Origin of the sequence: Phyllobacterium sp. 21LDTY02-6, from assembly GCF_023554255.2 — a bacterium.
Classification (GTDB): Bacteria; Pseudomonadota; Alphaproteobacteria; order Rhizobiales; family Rhizobiaceae; genus Phyllobacterium.
The window spans coordinates 298,834-316,788 of record NZ_JAMJWD020000006.1 but is presented as its reverse complement, the minus strand read 5'-3'; the positions used below and the strand labels follow the sequence as shown (position 1 = coordinate 316,788).

The following is a 17,955-nucleotide window of genomic DNA, read 5'->3' as shown; positions in this document are numbered from 1 at the left end:
CGCCATCTCGGAGGAAATCATGGAACGTCATCTCGTCAAGGCCGGCGTTTTCGCCGTAGCGCTCAGTCTCGCGCTTTCTCCAGTCAATTCCGCCCTCGCCGCTTCGCCCGAACCGGTGGCCGCCGAGCACGGCATGGTGGTAAGCGCCCAGCACCTCGCTTCGGAAGCAGGGGTGAATGTGCTGAAAAGCGGTGGGAATGCGGTCGATGCAGCGGTTGCCGTCGGTTACGCACTGGCCGTTGTCTACCCGGTTGCAGGCAATATCGGCGGTGGCGGCTTCATGACCATCCGTCTCAAGGATGGCACCACGACCTTCCTCGACTTTCGCGAGCGTGCCCCCCTTGCTGCAACCAAAACGATGTATCTCGACGACAAGGGCAATATAGCCAAAGGCCGCAGCACCGAGGGCTATCTCGCCGTCGGCGTGCCGGGATCGGTTCTCGGGTTCGAAACGGCTCGCGAGAAATATGGAACGAAGTCCCGGCAGGAACTGCTCGAACCAGCCATTCGGCTCGCCCGTGACGGTTTTGTGCTCGATCAGGGAGATGCCGCGACTTTCGAGGAAGGCGTCGGCATGCTGGCCAAGGACAAGGCCGCAGCGGCGATCTTCCTGAAACCGGACGGGAAGGCCTATACGGCCGGCGAGACCTTGAAACAGCCGGATCTCGGCACCGTTCTGGCGGAGATATCGGAGAAAGGATCCGACGCCTTCTACAAGGGCGCCGCGGCCGCCGCCATCGTCAAGGCCAGCCAGGATAGCGGCGGCATCCTCGCCAAGGAAGATTTCGAGCAGTACAGCGTGCGCGAACTTGAGCCGATCAAGTGCAATTATCGCGGATATGACATTGTTTCCTCGCCGCCTCCAAGTTCCGGCGGTGTGATCATCTGCGAGATATTGAATGTGCTCGAAGGCTATCCGCTGGGCTATCTCGGCAGCGGCTCGGCGCAAACGGTCCATGCGATGGTGGAGGCCATGCGCTTCGCCTATGTCGATCGCAACAAGTCCCTCGGTGATCCCGATTTCGTCGACAATCCCGTCGAGCAACTGGTCGACAAGAAATATGCGAAGGAAATCCGCGACAAGATCAGCCCCTTCAAGGCCGGCGTGTCGCAGGATCTGATGCCGGAAGGCTTCGGCGAGAGCAAGGAGACGACGCATTATTCCATCGTCGACCAGGAGGGCAATGCAGTCGCCGTCACCTATACGCTCAATGGGTCCTTCGGTGCGGGCGTCGTCGCACCCGGAACCGGCATCCTTCTCAACAATGAAATGGACGATTTCACCTCGAAGCCGGGTTCGCCCAATCTTTATGGGTTGGTGCAGGGTGAAGCCAATGCCATCGCCCCGAAAAAGACGCCGCTCTCATCGATGAGCCCGACCATCATTTCCAGGGATGGCCGCCCGTTCATGGTGATCGGCAGCCCGGGCGGCGCGCGCATCATCACCATCACGCTCGAGGCGATCATCAATGTCATCGACCACGGCATGAATATTCAGGAAGCGATAGATGCCCCGCGCATTCATCACCAGTGGCTGCCTGATCGTGTCTATATGGAGCCCTACGCGCTTTCCGCCGATACGATGAAGGTTCTGACCGAGATGGGCCACGATGTCGGAATCGACAAGGCTTGGCCGGTCTGGGGCCAGGCGGCGGGTATTCTCGTTGGCGGCAAGAGCCTCGCCGCTATCGAGGAAGGTGGAGGCGCCCGCTATTACGGCGCCATGGACAGTCGTTCTGGCTCCGGCGCGGCAAAGGGCTACTGACCCGCTGCCGTTCGTCAGGAGGAAGAGCCAAATCTCTCCATTCGGTCCCGCAGGAGCCGAATGGTCCGGCTGTCGGCATTGGCGAAGGCGAAACGCAGAAATTGCGATTGGCCTTCGCCGAAATATTCGCCGGGTATCGCCAATATGCCGGCTTCCTTGGCCAGTCTTTCCGCCACTTCCACGGAGTTTTTTCCGTCGAACGGGTGGCGGATGAAGGCGAAATAGGCGCCGACCGCCTCCAGATGCCATCCTTTCAGGCCGGACATGGTTTCGCGCAGCGCCTGCGCACGTCTTTCGATCTCCACGCGGTTTTCCTCGCGCCAATCGGTCAGGGCCGGAATAGCCTTCGCGACGGCATCCTGCGCGGCGCGCGGCGGGCAAATCTGCAGATTGTCCATGATCTTCGCGATCGCCGACACGACTTCGCTTCCGGCAGTGATCGCGCCAAGCCGATGGCCGGGGATGCAATAGGACTTCGAGAAACTGTAGAGCTGGATCAGACTGTGCTGCCAGCCCGGCCGCGCGAACAATGCATGCGGCTGGCCGGCTCCGACAGGAAGAAAATCGCGATAGGTCTCGTCGAGGATCAGCCATATCCCCCGTGACCGGCAATAGTCGAAAATCTCAAGCAGCCGCTCCGGCGGGTAGATCGCGCCGGTCGGATTGTTGGGCGTCACCAGAGCGAGCGCCCGCACCTTGTCGTCCATGGCCGACGCCACGGCAGCGGCCGTCGGCACGAAACCATCTTCGGCACGACAGGTCACGTGGCCGACATCGATGCCGAACATCGCCAGCGTCGTCTCGTGGTTGAAATAGAACGGGTCGGTCAGCAATATCTTTTCACCCGCGGCGGCGGTTGCCAGCGCAGCGCAAACGAAGGCCTGGTTGCAGCCCGAAGTTATATGGATATTGGCCGGTGACAGATCGGCGCCATAGATCTCGCCGACATGCGCGGCATAGGCGCGCCGCAGAGCCTCTTCCCCCTCTATCGGGCCATAATTCGAAAAGGTCGCTGACGAGGCTGCGTCGCCCAGCCATTCCAGCATGTCCGGATGCGGCGGATAGCCGGGAACCGCTTGCGAAAGGTCGATCAGCGGGCCGAGCGCGCCATCATAGGCATAGGCGCGGCCCCAGGCCTGGACGGCGGGAATAGGCGGAGGAGACAACCGGGAGACGAGAGAATTGAGCGAAGCGCTGGTCATTGGAATTTCCTGGGCATGATGTTGGGCAATTGCATAACCGCCGGACACGACAATGTCATGCCAGAAGTTTGCCGGCGTTTGACGATTGATTTTGCCGCGTCTTTTCCTTGATAATGACGGCAAGGCAAATCAGGGAAATATCGACATGTCATCTTGGGACGAGAAAAAACTCGCTGAACTACGCGCGAAATATGGTGAGAGCCATGGCGGCGAGCTCTTCGATGCGCGGTTTCGCAAGGTGGCCGACAAGATATTCTCTAAGAACGGCACGCGGCTTGCGCCCTATGCCGGCGTTCCGACCTTCCTCACCGCTCCCTACATGCCGGTTGATGCTATCGCTCCCGACTTCGGCAATTTGCAGGTCGCAATCGTCGGCGTGCCGATGGACCTCGGCGTGACCAACCGTTCAGGCTCCCGCTTCGGACCGAGAGCGCTCAGGACGATCGAACGCATCGGCCCCTACAACCACTTCCTGGAATGCGCGCCCGTCTTCGATCTGCGGGTCGCCGACATCGGCGATGTTCCCTTCGCCACCCGCTACCGGCTCGAGCAATGCCATGACGATATAGAACGCCGCTTCAACCAGATCGTCACGGCGGGCGTCGTTCCCCTTGCCGTTGGCGGAGACCACTCCATCACCCACCCCATCCTCAGGGCGGTGGGCAAGGACCGCCCTGTCGGAATGATCCACATCGATGCGCATTGCGATACGGGCGGCGCATTCGACCAGACGAAGTTCCATCACGGCGGACCGTTCCGCAATGCGGTGCTCGATGGCGTCCTCGATCCCACCCGCACGATACAGATCGGTATCCGCGGCTCGTCCGAATATTTGTGGGAGTTCTCGTACGAATCCGGGATGACAGTCATCCATGCGGAAGAGGTGACCGGCCTCGGCATTCCCGCCATTATCGAGAAGGCCCGGGCCATTGTCGGCGATGGGCCGACCTACCTTTCGTTCGACATCGATAGCCTCGATCCGAGCTTCGCCCCGGGAACGGGAACGCCGGAAATCGGCGGGCTCACCACGAGGGAGGTCCTTGAACTCGTCCGTGGGCTCAAGGGCATCAATCTCGTCGGCGGCGATGTCGTGGAGGTCGCGCCGCAATATGATGCGACGACGAATACGGCACATGCCGGCGCGCAGACCCTGTTCGAGATACTGAGCCTGATGGTGTTCAGCCCCTCTGTCCAGAAGATCGGAAACTAGCCGATCATGACAGACGCGGTAGAAGCGGACGTTCTCATCATCGGGGCGGGCATTGCCGGCGTCGGCCTGGCGGCAGCCCTTGCCGATACCCACAAGGTCGTCATCATCGAACGTGAAAGCCAGGCCGGCTATCACTCCACCGGACGCTCCGCCGCGATATTCCTGCCAAACTATGGCAATGACGTCATTCGCGCGCTCAACAAGGTCAGTGCGCCGCTCTTCGAGAATCGCGAGCAGGATCTGTTTCCGACGCCGCTCCTGACGCCCCGTGGCTGCCTGACCGTCGCTTCCGAAGCCGGCGTGGATGCTTGCGCCGAATTCATACGCAATGCCGTCGGCGTCGAGGCAATCAGTGTCGATCAGGCTGTCGGCATGGTTCCGATCCTCGACCCGGCACAAATCAAGGCGGCGGCCTTTCAGAGGGACGCTCAGGACATCGATGTCAATGCGCTGCATCAGGGCTGGCTGCGAAAGGCGGGACGTCTCGGCGTGAAGCTGTTCCTCGACAGCGAGGCGGTGACCGCAGAATATCGCAGCAGCGCTTGGGACGTGGAGACCGGAAAGGCGAGATTCCGGGCGCCGATCGTCGTCAACGCGTCCGGCGCCTGGGCCGACGTCATCGCCCGGCTCTTTGGTGCGCGGCCGCTTGGCCTGACACCACTGCGCCGTTCGATTGCGGTTCTTCCCGCCCCGGAGGGTCACGACCCGCGCAACTGGCCGCTGGTCGATGACGTCAATGAGGATTGGTATCTGAAGCCCGATGGCGGGCGTCTGTACGTCTCGCCCTGCGACGAGGTTCCAGTCGAGCCGCATGATGCCTATGTCGATGACATGGTACTGGCCGAAGGGCTTTACAGGTTCGAGCAAGCCGTCACCATATCGGTCGATCGCGTCGAACGGAGCTGGGCCGGTCTTCGTACTTTCGCGCCAGACAGAACGCCCGTGGCAGGATTCGACCGTCAGGCAAAGGGGTTCTTCTGGCTGGCGGCGCAGGGCGGCTACGGTATTCAAACCTCGCCGGCGCTTTCGAAGCTTGCGGCCACGCTCATCCGCGGCGAACAGCCGGAACCCGCACTCGAAGCCATTCTCGACAGGCTGTCGCCCTCCCGCTTCGACGCATGAAAGCCGCTATTCGGCGGCTTCCATCTGAAACTTTGCCAGGATTTCGCGGATTTCGGCGCGGCAGGAGCCGCAATTTGTGCCTGCCTTCAAGGATTCGCCGATCGATGCGACCGACGAGCATCCATTCTTCGCGGCGTGTTCGATCTCGTTTCGGCCGACCGAGAAGCAGGAACAGATGATCGCGCCCTTGTCCGGTGTATCCTGCCCGGGCCGCCCGGCGAGCAATTGCATGCGCGAGCGCGGGCCATGGTCCTGCTTGGCGAGCTGCGAACTCAGCCAGCTTCGCGACGCCATCACGGGCGTGCGGTCGACATAGAGTGCTCCGACCAGTTCTGCGCCGTCGAACAGCGCCAAGCGATATTGACCGCTGCCGGGATCGTGATAGGCCAGAAGCTCGGCATCGCTCGCCACCGCAAAGAGCTCGCGTGCGAATGCCGCCCAATCCGCCGGCTCGTTGCAATCTGCGAGTTCGAGCCTGTATCCGCCGCTGGTGCGCGCCATGGCCCAATACCGGGTTTGAGGAGGCACTGGCGAGCGGGTGACCGCAAATCCGTACCATGCGGCGGTGTAGCGGCGCAGCCCGACCCGCGCCATTTTCAGCGCCGGCTGGCCCGAAATGGGATCGGTGGCGGCGGTGACCATGGCATCGACGCGGGCCATCGAGGCGAATTCATTGGTCCAGTGCATTGGAACGAAGACATTGCCGCGCTGCTGGCGATCGGTGATCAGCGCCCGCATGATTGCCGAACCATGGTCGTTTTCGATCGAAACCAGTTCCGCCTCGCCGATCCCGAGTTCGGCGGCATCATGCGGATGCAGTTCGACGAACGGCTCGGCATAGTGGCTGGAAAGCCGGGCGCTCTTGCCGGTTCGCGTCATCGTGTGCCACTGATCGCGGATGCGGCCGGAATTGAGGGTGAAGGGGAAGCGAGGGTCCCGGTTCTCGGCTTGCCAGGGCTTTACCGCAACAAACCGCGCCCGCCCGTCGGGTGTGTAGAACCTGCCGTCGCCAAAGAAGCGCTGGCCTTCACGCGCTGCATTCGACGGCAAGGGCCATTGGAACGGCGCCAGCCGATCATAGGCGTCCCGCGATATGTCGGCGTGGGCACCGATATCGAAATCGCGCTGTCCGGAATTGCGATGACCCGACAGCGCCGCGTGCTCAGCGAAAATCTCTGACGGACCGCGATAGGCGAAGGCAGCGCCGAAACCCATGCGCTTGGCCACATCGGCGATGATCCGCCAATCCGGCCGCGCCTTCCCCGGCAGCGGCAGAAATGCCCTTTGCCTCGAAATACGCCGTTCCGAATTGGTGACCGTGCCGTCCTTCTCGCCCCAGCCGGCGGCAGGGAGGAGAACATCGGCGCAACGCGCCGTATCGGTATGTTCCTGGATATCCGAGACGACGACGAAGGGACAAAGCTCGAGCGCCCTTGCCGCCAGATCCGCCTCCGGCATGGAGACCACGGGATTGGTCGCCATGATCCAGACGGCCTTGACCCGGCCATCGGCGATCGCCTTGAACAGATCGACCGCCTTCAAACCCGGCTGCGACGGCAATGAAGGCGACTGCCAGAACTCCCGGACCAGCCGGCGATGATCCTCGTTCTCGATATCCATGTGGCTGGCCAGCATATTGGCAAGGCCGCCGACTTCGCGCCCGCCCATGGCATTTGGCTGTCCCGTCACCGAAAAGGGGCCGGCGCCGGGCTTCCCTATGCGCCCCGTGCAGAGATGGCAATTGATGATTGCATTGACCTTGTCCGTCCCGCCGGCCGACTGGTTGACGCCCTGACTATAGACAGTCACGCACCGATCGGTGGCGGCAAAGAGCCGGTAGAAGCGATGGATTGCCTCGATGGCGAGCCCCGTCAGAGCCGCTATCTCGGACAGATCATACGGCCTCGCCACGGCAAGCGCGTCCTCGAAGCCGCTGCAATGGCGCTGGATATAGTCCCTGTCGATGATGTTTTCGGCGGCGAGATAGCCCAGAAGACCGACGAAGAGGGCTGCATCGCCATCCGGCCGGATCGCCAGATGAAGATCGGCCATATCTGCAGTCATCGTCCTGCGTGGATCGATGAGGACGATCTGCATATGCGGGCGCGCGGCTTTGGCCGCAACCAGCCTTTGATAGAGCACGGGATGGCACCAGGCGAGATTGGACCCGGTAAGGATAACGAGGTCTGCCTGTTCGAGGTCTTCATAGCACCCCGGCACGGTGTCCGAGCCGAAGGCTCTTCGGTGGCCGGCAACCGAGGACGACATGCAGAGGCGCGAATTGGTGTCGATATTGGCGGAGCCGATGAAACCCTTCATCAGCTTGTTCGCCAGATAGTAGTCTTCCGTCAGCAACTGCCCGGAGACGTAGAACGCAACGCTGTCGGGTCCATGTTCCTCTATCGTCCGGGAAAACCGCTCGGCCACGAGGTCGAGAGCTTCGTCCCATTCGGCGGGCCTGCCCGCGATTTTCGGCTCGAGCAATCGCCCCTCGAGCCCGACGGTTTCGCCAAGCGCCGAGCCCTTGGAGCACAGCCGGCCGAAATTTGCCGGATGATCCGGATCGCCGGCGATGGCGACACTGCCGTCATCCTTCCGTTCAGCGAGGATGCCGCAGCCGACACCGCAATAGGGGCAGGCAGTGCGAACGTTGGTACCGCTGGTTTCCATCGGCTATTCTGCCGCCACGGCCAGCGGTTCCAGCCGCGCCAGGATGCGATCTCCTTCAAGCTTGATATCGATCGTCCTGACGCTGCCCTCGTCGGCGCCGAGTGCCTTGCCGGTTTCGAGCGAGATCACCCAATTGTGCAGCGGGCACGTGACCGCCGCGCCATGCACTATGCCCTGGCTGAGCGGTCCGCCCTTGTGCGGGCAATGATCGTCGATGGCGAAGACGCGATCTTCCATCGTCCGGAAGACGGCGATCTTTCCTTGCGGGGTCATGACACAGCGCGCGCCGCGGCGGGGAATGTCGTTGATCGAGCCGATGGGAGTCCAGTTCGTCATAATGTCACTCCGCTGCATGCTGGTAGCCGACTGTCGCCATGGGCTGGAATTCGTGCTTGTCGACGCCCGAAACCCGCTCGGACCAGGGATCGACCTGCGCGAATTTCTGGCTGAAGACGAAGCGCTCGAAGAAGGCCTTGCGCTTGTCCGCATCGTTCATGATCTGCCGGCGGATTTCCTCGATGCCGACCCGTTTCGCCCATTTGTAGATGCGTTCGAGGTAGCGCGCCTGCTCGCGGTACATCTGCGTCAACGCCACGACATGTTCGAGGGCTTCGTCCTCGGTCTTGACGAGGCCGAGCACTTCCGTGCCCTTGATGTCGAGCCCGGCGGCACCGGCGAAATGAATCTCGTAGCCGGAATCGACGCAGACGATGCCGACATCCTTGCACGTCGCCTCGGCGCAGTTGCGCGGGCAGCCGGAGACCGCCATCTTCACCTTGGCCGGCGTCCACGACCCCCACATGAACTTCTCGATCCTTATGCCGAGGCCGGTGGAATCCTGCGTGCCGAACCGGCACCAATCGGTGCCGACACAGGTCTTGACGGTGCGGAGGCCCTTGGCATAGGCCTGCCCCGAGACGAACCCCGCCTTGCCGAGATCCGCCCAGACGGCCGGCAGGTCCTCCTTCTTGATGCCAAGCATGTCGATACGCTGGCCGCCCGTCACCTTCACGGCCGGAATCTCGAACTTGTCAACCACGTCGGCGATCGCGCGCAATTCTTTGGAACTGGTCATGCCGCCCCACATTCTCGGTACGACGGAATAGGTCCCGTCCTTCTGGATATTGGCGTGGACACGTTCATTGATGAAACGCGACTGGTAGTCGTCCGCATATTCATCCGGCCAATCGGCCACCAGATAGTAGTTGAGCGCGGGCCGGCACTTGGCGCAGCCGCATGAGGTCTTCCACTCCAGTTCCTGCATGACGGCTGGAATGGTCTTGAGCTTCTTGGCCTTGATCAGGCGGCGGACATCATCATGGCCGAGATCGGTGCAACTGCACATCGGCGTGACCGCAGCAGGATTGTAGCTATCGCCAAGCGTCAGTGCCAGAAGTTGTTCGACCAGGCCGGTGCAACTGCCGCATGAGGCGGACGCCTTGGTATGGGCGCGCACATCGTCCAGCGAGGTCAGGGCCTTGCCTGTGATCGCATCGGTAATCCTGCTCTTGCAGACGCCGTTGCAACCGCAGATCTCCGCGTCATCTGGTAATGCTGCAACGGCCGCCATAGGGTCCAGCGGCGATCCTCCCTGGTAGGATTGCCCGAAGATGAGCGTTTCGCGCATCTCCGAAATATCCGTCTTCTTCTTGGTCAGGTCGTGGAACCATGCTCCGTCCGACGTCTCGCCATAAAGAACGGTGCCGATGATGCGGTTTTCCTTCAATACAAGGCGCTTGTAGACGCCGGCGGAAGCATCCCTCAGCACGATTTCCTGGCGGTCCTCCCCCTCCGCCAGATCGCCGACGGAGAAGAGGTTGATACCCGTGACCTTGAGCTTTGTCGGTGTTTCGCTGTGGACGAAGGCGGCGCTCGCGTCGCCGGACAATTGCGCCGCGGCCACGCGGGCCATCTCGTAGAGCGGCGCGACCAGGCCGTAGCATTGTCCGCCGACTTCCGCGCACTCGCCGACAGAGAAGATGTCGGGATCGGACGTGCGCATGCCCGTATCCGTCAGGATACCGCGATTGACGTCGAGCCCCGCCTCCTTGGCCAATGAGGCATTGGGACGGATGCCCGCTGCCATAACCACGAGGTCGGCAGGCAATAGCGTGCCATCGGCCAGAAGAACGCCTTCCACCTTGCCGGCGCCGACGATCTCCTTGGTACTGGCCTTGGTGCGGACCTTGATGCCGCGCTGCTCCACCGCCTGTTCGAGCAGGTATCCGGCGGCGGGGTCCAGCTGCCGCTCCATCAGTGACGGCATGATGTGCAGGACGGTGACGTCCATGCCGCGCGACTTGAGGCCGGCGGCGGCTTCCAGCCCGAGCAACCCACCGCCGATGACGATTGCGCGATTGCGCGATTGCGCCGCCAGAAGCATCGCGTTGACGTCGTCGAGGTCACGGTAGGTGAGCACGCCGGGAAGATTGTTGCCGGGAACAGGCAGAATGAAGGGAACCGAGCCGGTGGCGATCAGCAGCTTGTCATAGGATTCCGTCGTGCCGGCATCGGACGTGACAGTCTTGGCGGCGCGATCGATCTGGACCACCTTGTGGCCCTTGTACAGCATTATGCCGTGCTTGATGTACCAGCCATCGCCGTGAATGACGATCTCCTCGAATTCCTTCTCGCCGGAAAGCACCGGCGACAGCATGATGCGATCGTAATTGACCCGCGGTTCGGCGTTGAAGATGGTGATCTCATAGGCGTCGGGCGCCTGTTCCAGCAGATGCTCGAGCGCACGGCCGGGCGCCATGCCATTGCCGATGACCACCAGTTTCTGTTTCTTGCTATTGGACATATCAAGCAGCCTCCATCAGGCGGTGGCGTTCATAGAGGAATTTCAGCACGCCCGACCGGCAGCGGAGATAGGTCGGATCCGAGACCAACTCGACCCGCCGGCGCGGCCGCTCCAGCGGAACGTCGAGAACTTCGCCTATCCTGGCTGCGGGGCCGTTGGTCATCATGACAATGCGGTCGGAGAGCAGGACGGCCTCGTCGACATCATGGGTGATCATGATCACCGTATTGGCGAGTTCCGCATGAATCTGCATCACCTGGTCCTGGAGATGCGCGCGGGTCAGGGCGTCCAGTGCGCCAAAGGGTTCGTCGAGCAGCAGCACCTTGGGTTCCATCGCCAGCGCCCGGGCAATGCCGACGCGCTGCTTCATCCCTCCGGATATTTCCGATGGGCGCTTGTCGCGTGCATGGACCATCTGCACGAGTTCAAGGTTGCGGATGGTCCAGTCATGGCGTTCCTGGCGCGATTTGGTGCGCCCGAACACCTTGTCGACGGCGAGTTTCACATTCTCGTAGACTGTCAGCCATGGCAGCAGCGAATGATTCTGGAAGACGACAGCCCGATCCGGCCCCGGCAGGTCGACGACCGAGCCCTCAAGGAACACGACGCCGCGCGTCGCCTGGGTCAGGCCGGCAACAATGTTCAGCAGGGTCGATTTCCCACAGCCGGAATGGCCGATGATGGAGATGAACTCGCCCTTGTCGATGTTCAGCGATACCTGCTTCAGCACCTGCGTGCTCGTGCCGTCCCTGCTGAACACCATGTCGATCTGTTCGAGTGCGAGATATGATTTTGACATGGCGATCCCTCAGTTGCTTGCCGTATTGCGGGTGACTATTCTGGCGATGGCGGCGATGGCGCGGTCGAGCAGGAAGCCGACGACGCCCACATAAACGAGGGCCAGGATGATGTCGCTCATGCGCGAGGAGTTCCAGGCATCCCAGATGAAGAAGCCGATCCCGACACCACCGATCAGCATTTCTGCAGCCACGATGGCGAGCCACGACAGCCCGATGCCGATCCGCAGGCCGGTGAAAATATAGGGCGCGGCGGCGGGCAGCATGATCCGGGTGAAATATTCGAACTGATTAAGCCGCAGCACGCGCGCCACATTCTGATAGTCCTGCGGAATATTGCGTATGCCGACGGCGGTATTGATGATGATCGGCCAGATCGCCGTGATGAAGATCACGAAGATGGCCGACGGATTGCCATCCTTGAACGCGGCGAGCGACAGCGGCAGCCATGCGAGCGGTGGCACGGTGCGCAGCACCTGGAAGATCGGGTCGAGCCCGCGCATGGCCCATTCGCTGCGGCCGACCAGTGCGCCAAGCGCGATCCCCGCTGCCGCGGCCAGGCTGTAGCCGAGCGCGACGCGCTTGAGGCTGGCGAGGACGTGCCAGAACAAGCCCTGATCGACGCCCTGGCCGACATAGAACGGATCGACGATCAGCTCCCAGGTCTCTGCGACCACCCGCGACGGCGGCGGCACGCTGGCATCCGGCGAAGAGCAGATGATCTCCCAAAGGACCAGGAGAAACAGGAGCGTTATCACCGGCGGCAGGATATGCGAGCCGAGATTGGCGATCCATTTGAGGAAGGGGTTGGTGTCCCTGGCCGAGCGCGGCGCAATGGCGAGCGGCACGACCTTGGCCATGGGCTTGGTTTCCTTGACGATGGGGGCTTCGCTTGCTGACATGATCTATCCTTATGCGAGATGCTTTATGGCCAGGCTGTCGAGATAGGCCTGCGGATCGCCGGGATCGAAGGTCTTGCCGTCGAAGAAGGTTTCCACGCCGCGCGACGTGCCGGACGGAATGTCGGCCGCGGCCACGCCGAGGTCCTTCGCTGCCGCCCGCCAGAGGTCTTCGCGGTTCACCTGGGCGACCAGGGCGTCGATGTCGGTATCCGGTGCGAACTTGCCCCAGCGGATGTTCTCGGTAAGGAACCATTTGTCGTGGCTCTGGAACGGATAGGAGGCGTGATCGCGCCAGAACTTCATGAGATGCGGACTGGAGTCTTCCACCCTGCCGGAGCCGTAGTCGTATTCGCCCTTGAGCCGCCCGGCGATGTCCTTGGGTGGAACATTGAACCAGGCGCGCTTGCCGACGATTGCGGCGAGTTCGTCCTTGTTGGCCGGTGCGTCGGCCCATTGCTGCGCCTCCATGACCGCCATGAGCAGCGCCTTGGCGGCATTCGGGTGCTTTTCGACCCAATCGGCACGCATGCCGAGCGATTTCTCCGGATGCTTGCCCCATAATTCGCCGGTATTGACCGCGGTATAGCCAATGCCCTGATTGACCAGTTGAGCATTCCACGGTTCGCCAACGCAGAAGCAGTCCATCGTGCCGACCTTCATGTTGGCCACCATCTGCGGCGGCGGTACGACGATCGTCTCGACATCCTTGTTCGGATCGATGCCTCCAGCTGCCAGCCAGTAACGCAACCAGAGATCATGGGTGCCGCCGGGGAAGGTCATGGCAACCTTTGCCGGATTGCCGGCTGCTTTCTTCTGAGCGAAGGCCTCCTTGAGAACGCCCGCATCGGTGCCCGCGGCCAGCTCCTTATAGGCCGAGCCGACGGAGATGCCCTGGGCGTCCAGATTGAGCCGCGCCAGGATGACCACGGGCAGCGGCTGGTTGTTCTGGGTGACCTTGCCGGCGCTGATGAGGTAAGGCATCGGCGTCAATATATGTGCGCCGTCAATGCCATTACCCTCGGAACCGAGCACCAGATTGTCTCGCGTCGTGCCCCATGACGCCTGCTTGACGACTTCGACATCCGGCATGCCATGCTTGGCGAACAGGCCCTTTTCCTTGGCCACGATCAGCGGCGACGCATCGGTCAAGGCGATGAAGCCCAGAACCGCCTTCGTGGTCTCGGGGCCGGCCCCGGCCGCATAGGCGCCTGCCGGCATGGCTGCCCGCGCCGCCGCCAGCAGAGCCATGGCACCACCGGCCTTCAGCAATTTCCGTCGCCCTATATTCGGCATTCCATTCATCGGGTTCCCCTTCAACCGGATCAAAAACGAAAAAACGCCGCTGAACAGAGCATCGCCGGTTGATCCGGCCACGCTCGATTTAGCGACGTCTGTGTCTCATTGCGCATCTCTGGATGCGCTCGGCTCGTCTCCGTTGACGATCCGCAATTAGCTATGCAAGGTCCGTGCCAACTCGGTAAAAACCGTTAAGCGATTGGAATCGAACGGATAATATTGGCGCCTGTGTTTTGGCACGCCCGGCGCGGCATGCCTACGGCTTGTGCATTGCACAAAAAATATACAGTTTTGGGCGGGAGGTCACTTGTTGATGGGAAGGGAAAAGCTGCGCAGATAGGCCGGTATATCGCTCGGGTCGAAAGTTACCCCATCGATGAAGCGGTCCGCTACCTGCGCTGCGGCCGGGCCTGCATTGGCTGGCAAGCCGAGCGCAGTCCGGTAGATGTCAGGTCGGAACGCCGCGGCAGCGCGTTCAAGATTTTCCGGCGAATGCGCGACCTGGCCCCAGCGCACCATCTGGCTGTAGATCCATTGTGCGAGCTCGGTCCTCGGGCAATTGGCATCGCCGCCATGGAAAGAGAAATATTCCGGCACCATGCGTTCGGTGCCGATGGGGTCGATGGTGAACTGCCCGAGCAGAACGCGGTGCAGCAGATCGGCTGGCGTGTCGACATAGCGCGGGACGGAAAGCATCTTCGCCAGTTCCCGTCGATTGGACTGCAAATGGCACCATTCCGCGGCGCGGTCGAGCACCACGACGAGCCGGCTCAGCGTGTCGGTATTGGCCGATGCCCATTCCGGCCGGACACCAATGATCTTTTCCGGGCTGGACGGCCAGATATCGCCCTTGACGGCAACGATACGCCCGACGCCGCGTTCGACGGCGATCATATTCCACGGTGCGCCGACGCAGAAACCGTCTATTTCTCCAGCTGCGAGCGCATCGGACGTCATCGGCGGTGGTACGACGACGAGCTTCACATCACGATCCGGATCGATACCCCCGGCCGCCAGCCAGTAGCGCAGCTCGTAATTATGCGACGAATAGGGGTAGGTCATGCCGAGAACCAGCGGCGGCTCGTTGCGGCTGCGCCCGGCATCGATGACGCCTCGCAGCGCCACGGCATTGGTCAACGCATCTTCAGTGCCAGCAAGGTTGGCGGCAGCCTGCATCTGCCGATAGAGCTTTACCGACAGAGTGATGGCATTGCCGCCGCGCCCGAGCGAGAACGGCGCCAATACCGGTGATGGATTGGTGCCGATGGACAACATCGATGCAACGGGCATGGGTGCAAGCATATGCGCCACGTCGAATTGCCGAAACGCCAGCCTGTCGCGGATATTGGCCCATGAGACGTCGCGGATCAGGTCGAGCTGGATCCCTTCCCTCTCGGCCAGTCCAAGCTCGGCAGCGGCAATCAGCACCGCGGAATCGAGGAGCGGGATGAATCCGGCGCGGACAAGACGGGTGCCCGCCCCATGAGCCTTTACCCCTGCGTTGTCCCCGCCCTCACCGATGCTCTTGTGAATGAAGCTCATGCCAGTTCAGCCTCCAAGAAGATTCGCCGCGAGGACCACGCTTTGCGCGATATCCGACAACTTCTTCTTCTCGTTCATGGCGGATTGCCGAAGAAGTACATAGGCCTCCTCCTCGGTCAGTTGCCGCGATTTCATCAATATGCCTTTTGCACGCTCGACCACCTTGCGCTCCTGAAGGGCCGTTTTCGCGTCGGCAAGCTCCTGCTGCAGGCGGCTGAAGGCGCGAAAGCGGCTGACCGCCATGTCGAGGATCGGCTTGACCCGTTCTTTTCTCAAGCCATCCACCACATAGGCCGATACACCGGCCTCCACCGCAGCTTCGATGGAGGAACTATCCGAGCGGTCCACGAACATTGCGATGGGCTTGCGGACGATACGGGTCAGCTGGAACAGGTGCTCCAGCATGTCCCGGTTGGGCGTTTCGATATCGATGACGATCACATCGGGCTGTATGCGTTCGATCTGGCGCGCAAGACCGTCGATCTCGTGAATGAGAGAGACATGGTCGTGACCCGCTTCGCGCAAGCCTTCCTCGATAATGGAGGCGCGAATGCGGTTTTCATCAAACACCATGATCGAGAGCGGTCGCTGCATTGCCTTAATTTTGCGCGTGCATAGAAATTATGCAATGCTACATTCGGCCACAGCTAGTGTGGTGGAATTGAAATACGCCTGACTATGGCGGCAGGGGGCCGGAGCGTATTTCAATTCCGAAACCACACTAGAAACATATAATTGCTAGTGACCTTATCGAATCTGAAGTTCATCTGACGCTGCTGCGGTAATGTAGTGAACTTCAGATTCGGGTCACTAGTGAGATTGCGATGCTTCCGGCAGCCCGCCCTTGCGCAGGGCGGCGAGATAGCGCTCCGCATGTTCCTGGTGCTTCCATGGAACGCTGGCGCGCGTGCTCTCAATCGTCGTCTCCGGTGCGAACGACATGAGGTGCCTTAGCGCCTCGGATGCTTTTTCCCTTTGGCCAAGTTCGCCGTAGCTGGCAAGCAGGACGCGACAGGCCGTCGGGAAATGCGGCTTCAGATGCAGCGCCTTGCGTGCCCATTCTATTGCCGCATCGTAATTGCCGCCAACGAACTCGGCCATGCCGAAGAAGCCGAACGTCCAATAATTGGCGGGATCGCGCGGACTGAGTCGCAGCGCAAGCTTGAGGGCGTGCCGCGCCTGCTCGATATCGCCTGTGAGCGCGTAATAGCCACCACCCCACATGCGGGCCGAGGCAAGATTGGGATTAAGGCCGATCGCCGTGTCGAGGCTGCGGCCCGAATCCTCGAAACGGCGCATGAACAGCGCCACGGAACCAAGGATCATATGCGCTTCGGCGTCGCGCTCATCGAGTTCCACGGCCTTGCGCGCCATGCCGTGGGCGTCGCCGAGCGTAGCGGCTGGATTGTTGGTCCAGGCATAGAGCACTTCGTCGATGCAGCACATTGCGACCACGACATAGGCGCGCGCAAGATTGGGATCGGCCGTGAGCGCCTTGTGGGCAAAAGCCTTGGCCTGCGCGCAGTCGCTCTTCGTCAAGCGCCAGGCATGCCAGTTGGCCCGCATGACGCAGTCCCAGGCATTCAGGCTGGCGCTGTCTTTTTGCCGCGCCCTCTGCATCTCAGCGCCGATCAGTTCGGGAGCGACAACGCCGACGATGCTGGCGGTGATATCGTCCTGAACCTCGAACAGATCATCGATCTGCCGGTCGAACTGTTCCGCCCATATATGGCTGCCTGAACCGGCATCGATCAGCTGCGCCGTGATCCGAACCCTGTTGCCGCCGCGCCGGACGCTGCCTTCCAACACATAACGCACGCCGAGTTCACCGGCCACCTGCTTGATGTCGACCGGGGCGCCCTTGTAGGTGAAGGACGAATTGCGTGCGATCACCAGGAAGCCCTGGTGGCGCGCAAGGCCGGTGATGATGTCTTCGGCGATGCCGTCGGCGAAATATTCCTGGTCCCTGTCGGCGCTCATGTCCTGGAAGGGAAGCACGGCGATCGCGGGTTTCGGCGCCGCCGGCCGGGTGATGTCGTCCCTGGGCTGCTCCGCGATGATCTCGAGAACGACCCGGTAGACACGGATGCGCTTCTTGATGTTCTTCACCTGGCACTCGCCGAGATCCTCGAAGGCGAACGCGACTTTCCCGGCCACCTGCTCGAAAACGCTCGACGTCAACGAGACGCCGCCGGGGTCGGCCAGCGCCTCCATTCGTGCTGCAATATTGACCCCGTCGCCGAAAATATCGTCTCCATCGACCACTATATCGCCGATATTGATGCCTGCGCGGTACTGGATGCGCTGCTCCCTGGCCATGCCGGATTCAGCTTCAGCGACGGCGCGCTGGATGAGGACGGCGCTTTCCACGGCATCGACCACGCTGCCGAACTCGACCAGCAGCCCGTCCCCGGTCGTCTTGACGATGCGCCCGTCACGGCCGGAGATGATCGGCTGCATGATCTCCTGACGGTGGTGGCGCAGTCGTGCGATCGTGGCAGATTCGTCGACTTCCATGTGGCGCGAATAGCCGACCATGTCGATCGCAAGGATCGCGACCAGTCTCCGCGCTATCCGGTCATTGTCCAAGCTCTTGCCCCGCCTCGTTTGGTCCGTTCGAGCTTACGATTGTCGGCCCGGCAAGTC

The 17,955-nt window shown here is 61.6% G+C and carries 14 protein-coding genes; 4 read left to right on the top strand and 10 right to left on the bottom strand.

What is annotated here, in order from left to right; genetic code table 11:
* Positions 1–19 precede the first annotated feature (19 nt).
* A complete protein-coding gene (gene ggt / locus M8997_RS20000; RefSeq protein WP_250019748.1) occupies positions 20–1,765 on the top strand; it encodes a gamma-glutamyltransferase in 1,746 nt (581 codons plus the stop codon).
* A 14-nt stretch (positions 1,766–1,779) separates the two neighbouring features.
* On the opposite strand, the gene M8997_RS19995 is transcribed toward ggt, so the two are convergent.
* Entirely contained in the window at positions 1,780–2,967 is a 1,188-nt protein-coding gene (locus tag M8997_RS19995; protein WP_250019749.1) for an aminotransferase, read from the bottom strand.
* A gap of 145 nt (positions 2,968–3,112) precedes the next feature.
* On the opposite strand from M8997_RS19995, the gene speB reads away from it, so the two are divergent.
* Positions 3,113–4,177, top strand: a complete 1,065-nt coding sequence (speB, locus tag M8997_RS19990; protein ID WP_250019751.1) for an agmatinase — start codon at positions 3,113–3,115, stop codon at positions 4,175–4,177.
* Positions 4,178–4,183: 6 nt separating this feature from the next.
* A complete protein-coding gene (locus M8997_RS19985) occupies positions 4,184–5,299 on the top strand; it encodes an FAD-binding oxidoreductase (protein WP_250019752.1) in 1,116 nt (371 codons plus the stop codon).
* A 6-nt stretch (positions 5,300–5,305) separates the two neighbouring features.
* On the opposite strand, the gene M8997_RS19980 is transcribed toward M8997_RS19985, so the two are convergent.
* From M8997_RS19980 to M8997_RS19955, 6 genes are read right to left on the bottom strand one after another with little or no spacing between them, the layout of a single operon-like run.
* The gene (locus tag M8997_RS19980) at positions 5,306–7,969 is read right to left on the bottom strand and encodes a nitrate reductase (protein WP_250019753.1); all 2,664 of its coding nucleotides are present in this window, start codon (positions 7,967–7,969) and stop codon (positions 5,306–5,308) included.
* 3 nt (positions 7,970–7,972) lie between these two features.
* Complete coding sequence (nirD, locus tag M8997_RS19975; RefSeq protein ID WP_250019754.1) at positions 7,973–8,305, bottom strand: nitrite reductase small subunit NirD; 333 nt, start codon at positions 8,303–8,305, stop codon at positions 7,973–7,975.
* 4 nt (positions 8,306–8,309) lie between these two features.
* Positions 8,310–10,772: a nitrite reductase large subunit NirB gene (gene nirB, locus M8997_RS19970; RefSeq protein WP_250019755.1), complete on the bottom strand. Its 2,463-nt coding sequence runs from the start codon at positions 10,770–10,772 to the stop codon at positions 8,310–8,312.
* A 1-nt stretch (position 10,773) separates the two neighbouring features.
* Positions 10,774–11,571, bottom strand: coding sequence for an ABC transporter ATP-binding protein (locus M8997_RS19965; protein WP_250019757.1), 798 nt, complete (start codon positions 11,569–11,571; stop codon positions 10,774–10,776).
* Between the two features lie 9 nt (positions 11,572–11,580).
* On the bottom strand, positions 11,581–12,429 hold the full coding sequence (gene ntrB / locus M8997_RS19960) for a nitrate ABC transporter permease (RefSeq protein ID WP_371929617.1): 849 nt from the start codon (positions 12,427–12,429) through the stop codon (positions 11,581–11,583).
* Between the two features lie 51 nt (positions 12,430–12,480).
* A complete protein-coding gene (locus tag M8997_RS19955; RefSeq protein ID WP_250019759.1) occupies positions 12,481–13,773 on the bottom strand; it encodes a CmpA/NrtA family ABC transporter substrate-binding protein in 1,293 nt (430 codons plus the stop codon).
* Between M8997_RS19955 and M8997_RS19950 the strand changes: the two genes are divergently transcribed.
* Positions 13,718–13,924 carry a hypothetical protein gene (locus M8997_RS19950; protein WP_252597217.1) on the top strand — a complete coding sequence of 69 codons (207 nt, stop codon included), beginning with the start codon at positions 13,718–13,720 and terminating at the stop codon, positions 13,922–13,924. The two genes, M8997_RS19955 and M8997_RS19950, sit on opposite strands and share 56 nt — an antisense overlap.
* A gap of 146 nt (positions 13,925–14,070) precedes the next feature.
* On the opposite strand, the gene M8997_RS19945 is transcribed toward M8997_RS19950, so the two are convergent.
* From M8997_RS19945 to M8997_RS19935, 3 genes are all read right to left on the bottom strand, one after another.
* Positions 14,071–15,309, bottom strand: a complete 1,239-nt coding sequence (locus M8997_RS19945) for a CmpA/NrtA family ABC transporter substrate-binding protein (protein ID WP_250019760.1) — start codon at positions 15,307–15,309, stop codon at positions 14,071–14,073.
* Positions 15,310–15,315: 6 nt separating this feature from the next.
* On the bottom strand, positions 15,316–15,903 hold the full coding sequence (locus M8997_RS19940; protein ID WP_250019761.1) for an ANTAR domain-containing response regulator: 588 nt from the start codon (positions 15,901–15,903) through the stop codon (positions 15,316–15,318).
* 216 nt (positions 15,904–16,119) lie between these two features.
* On the bottom strand, positions 16,120–17,898 hold the full coding sequence (locus M8997_RS19935; RefSeq protein WP_250019762.1) for an adenylate/guanylate cyclase domain-containing protein: 1,779 nt from the start codon (positions 17,896–17,898) through the stop codon (positions 16,120–16,122).
* Between the last annotated feature and the right edge of the window lie 57 nt (positions 17,899–17,955).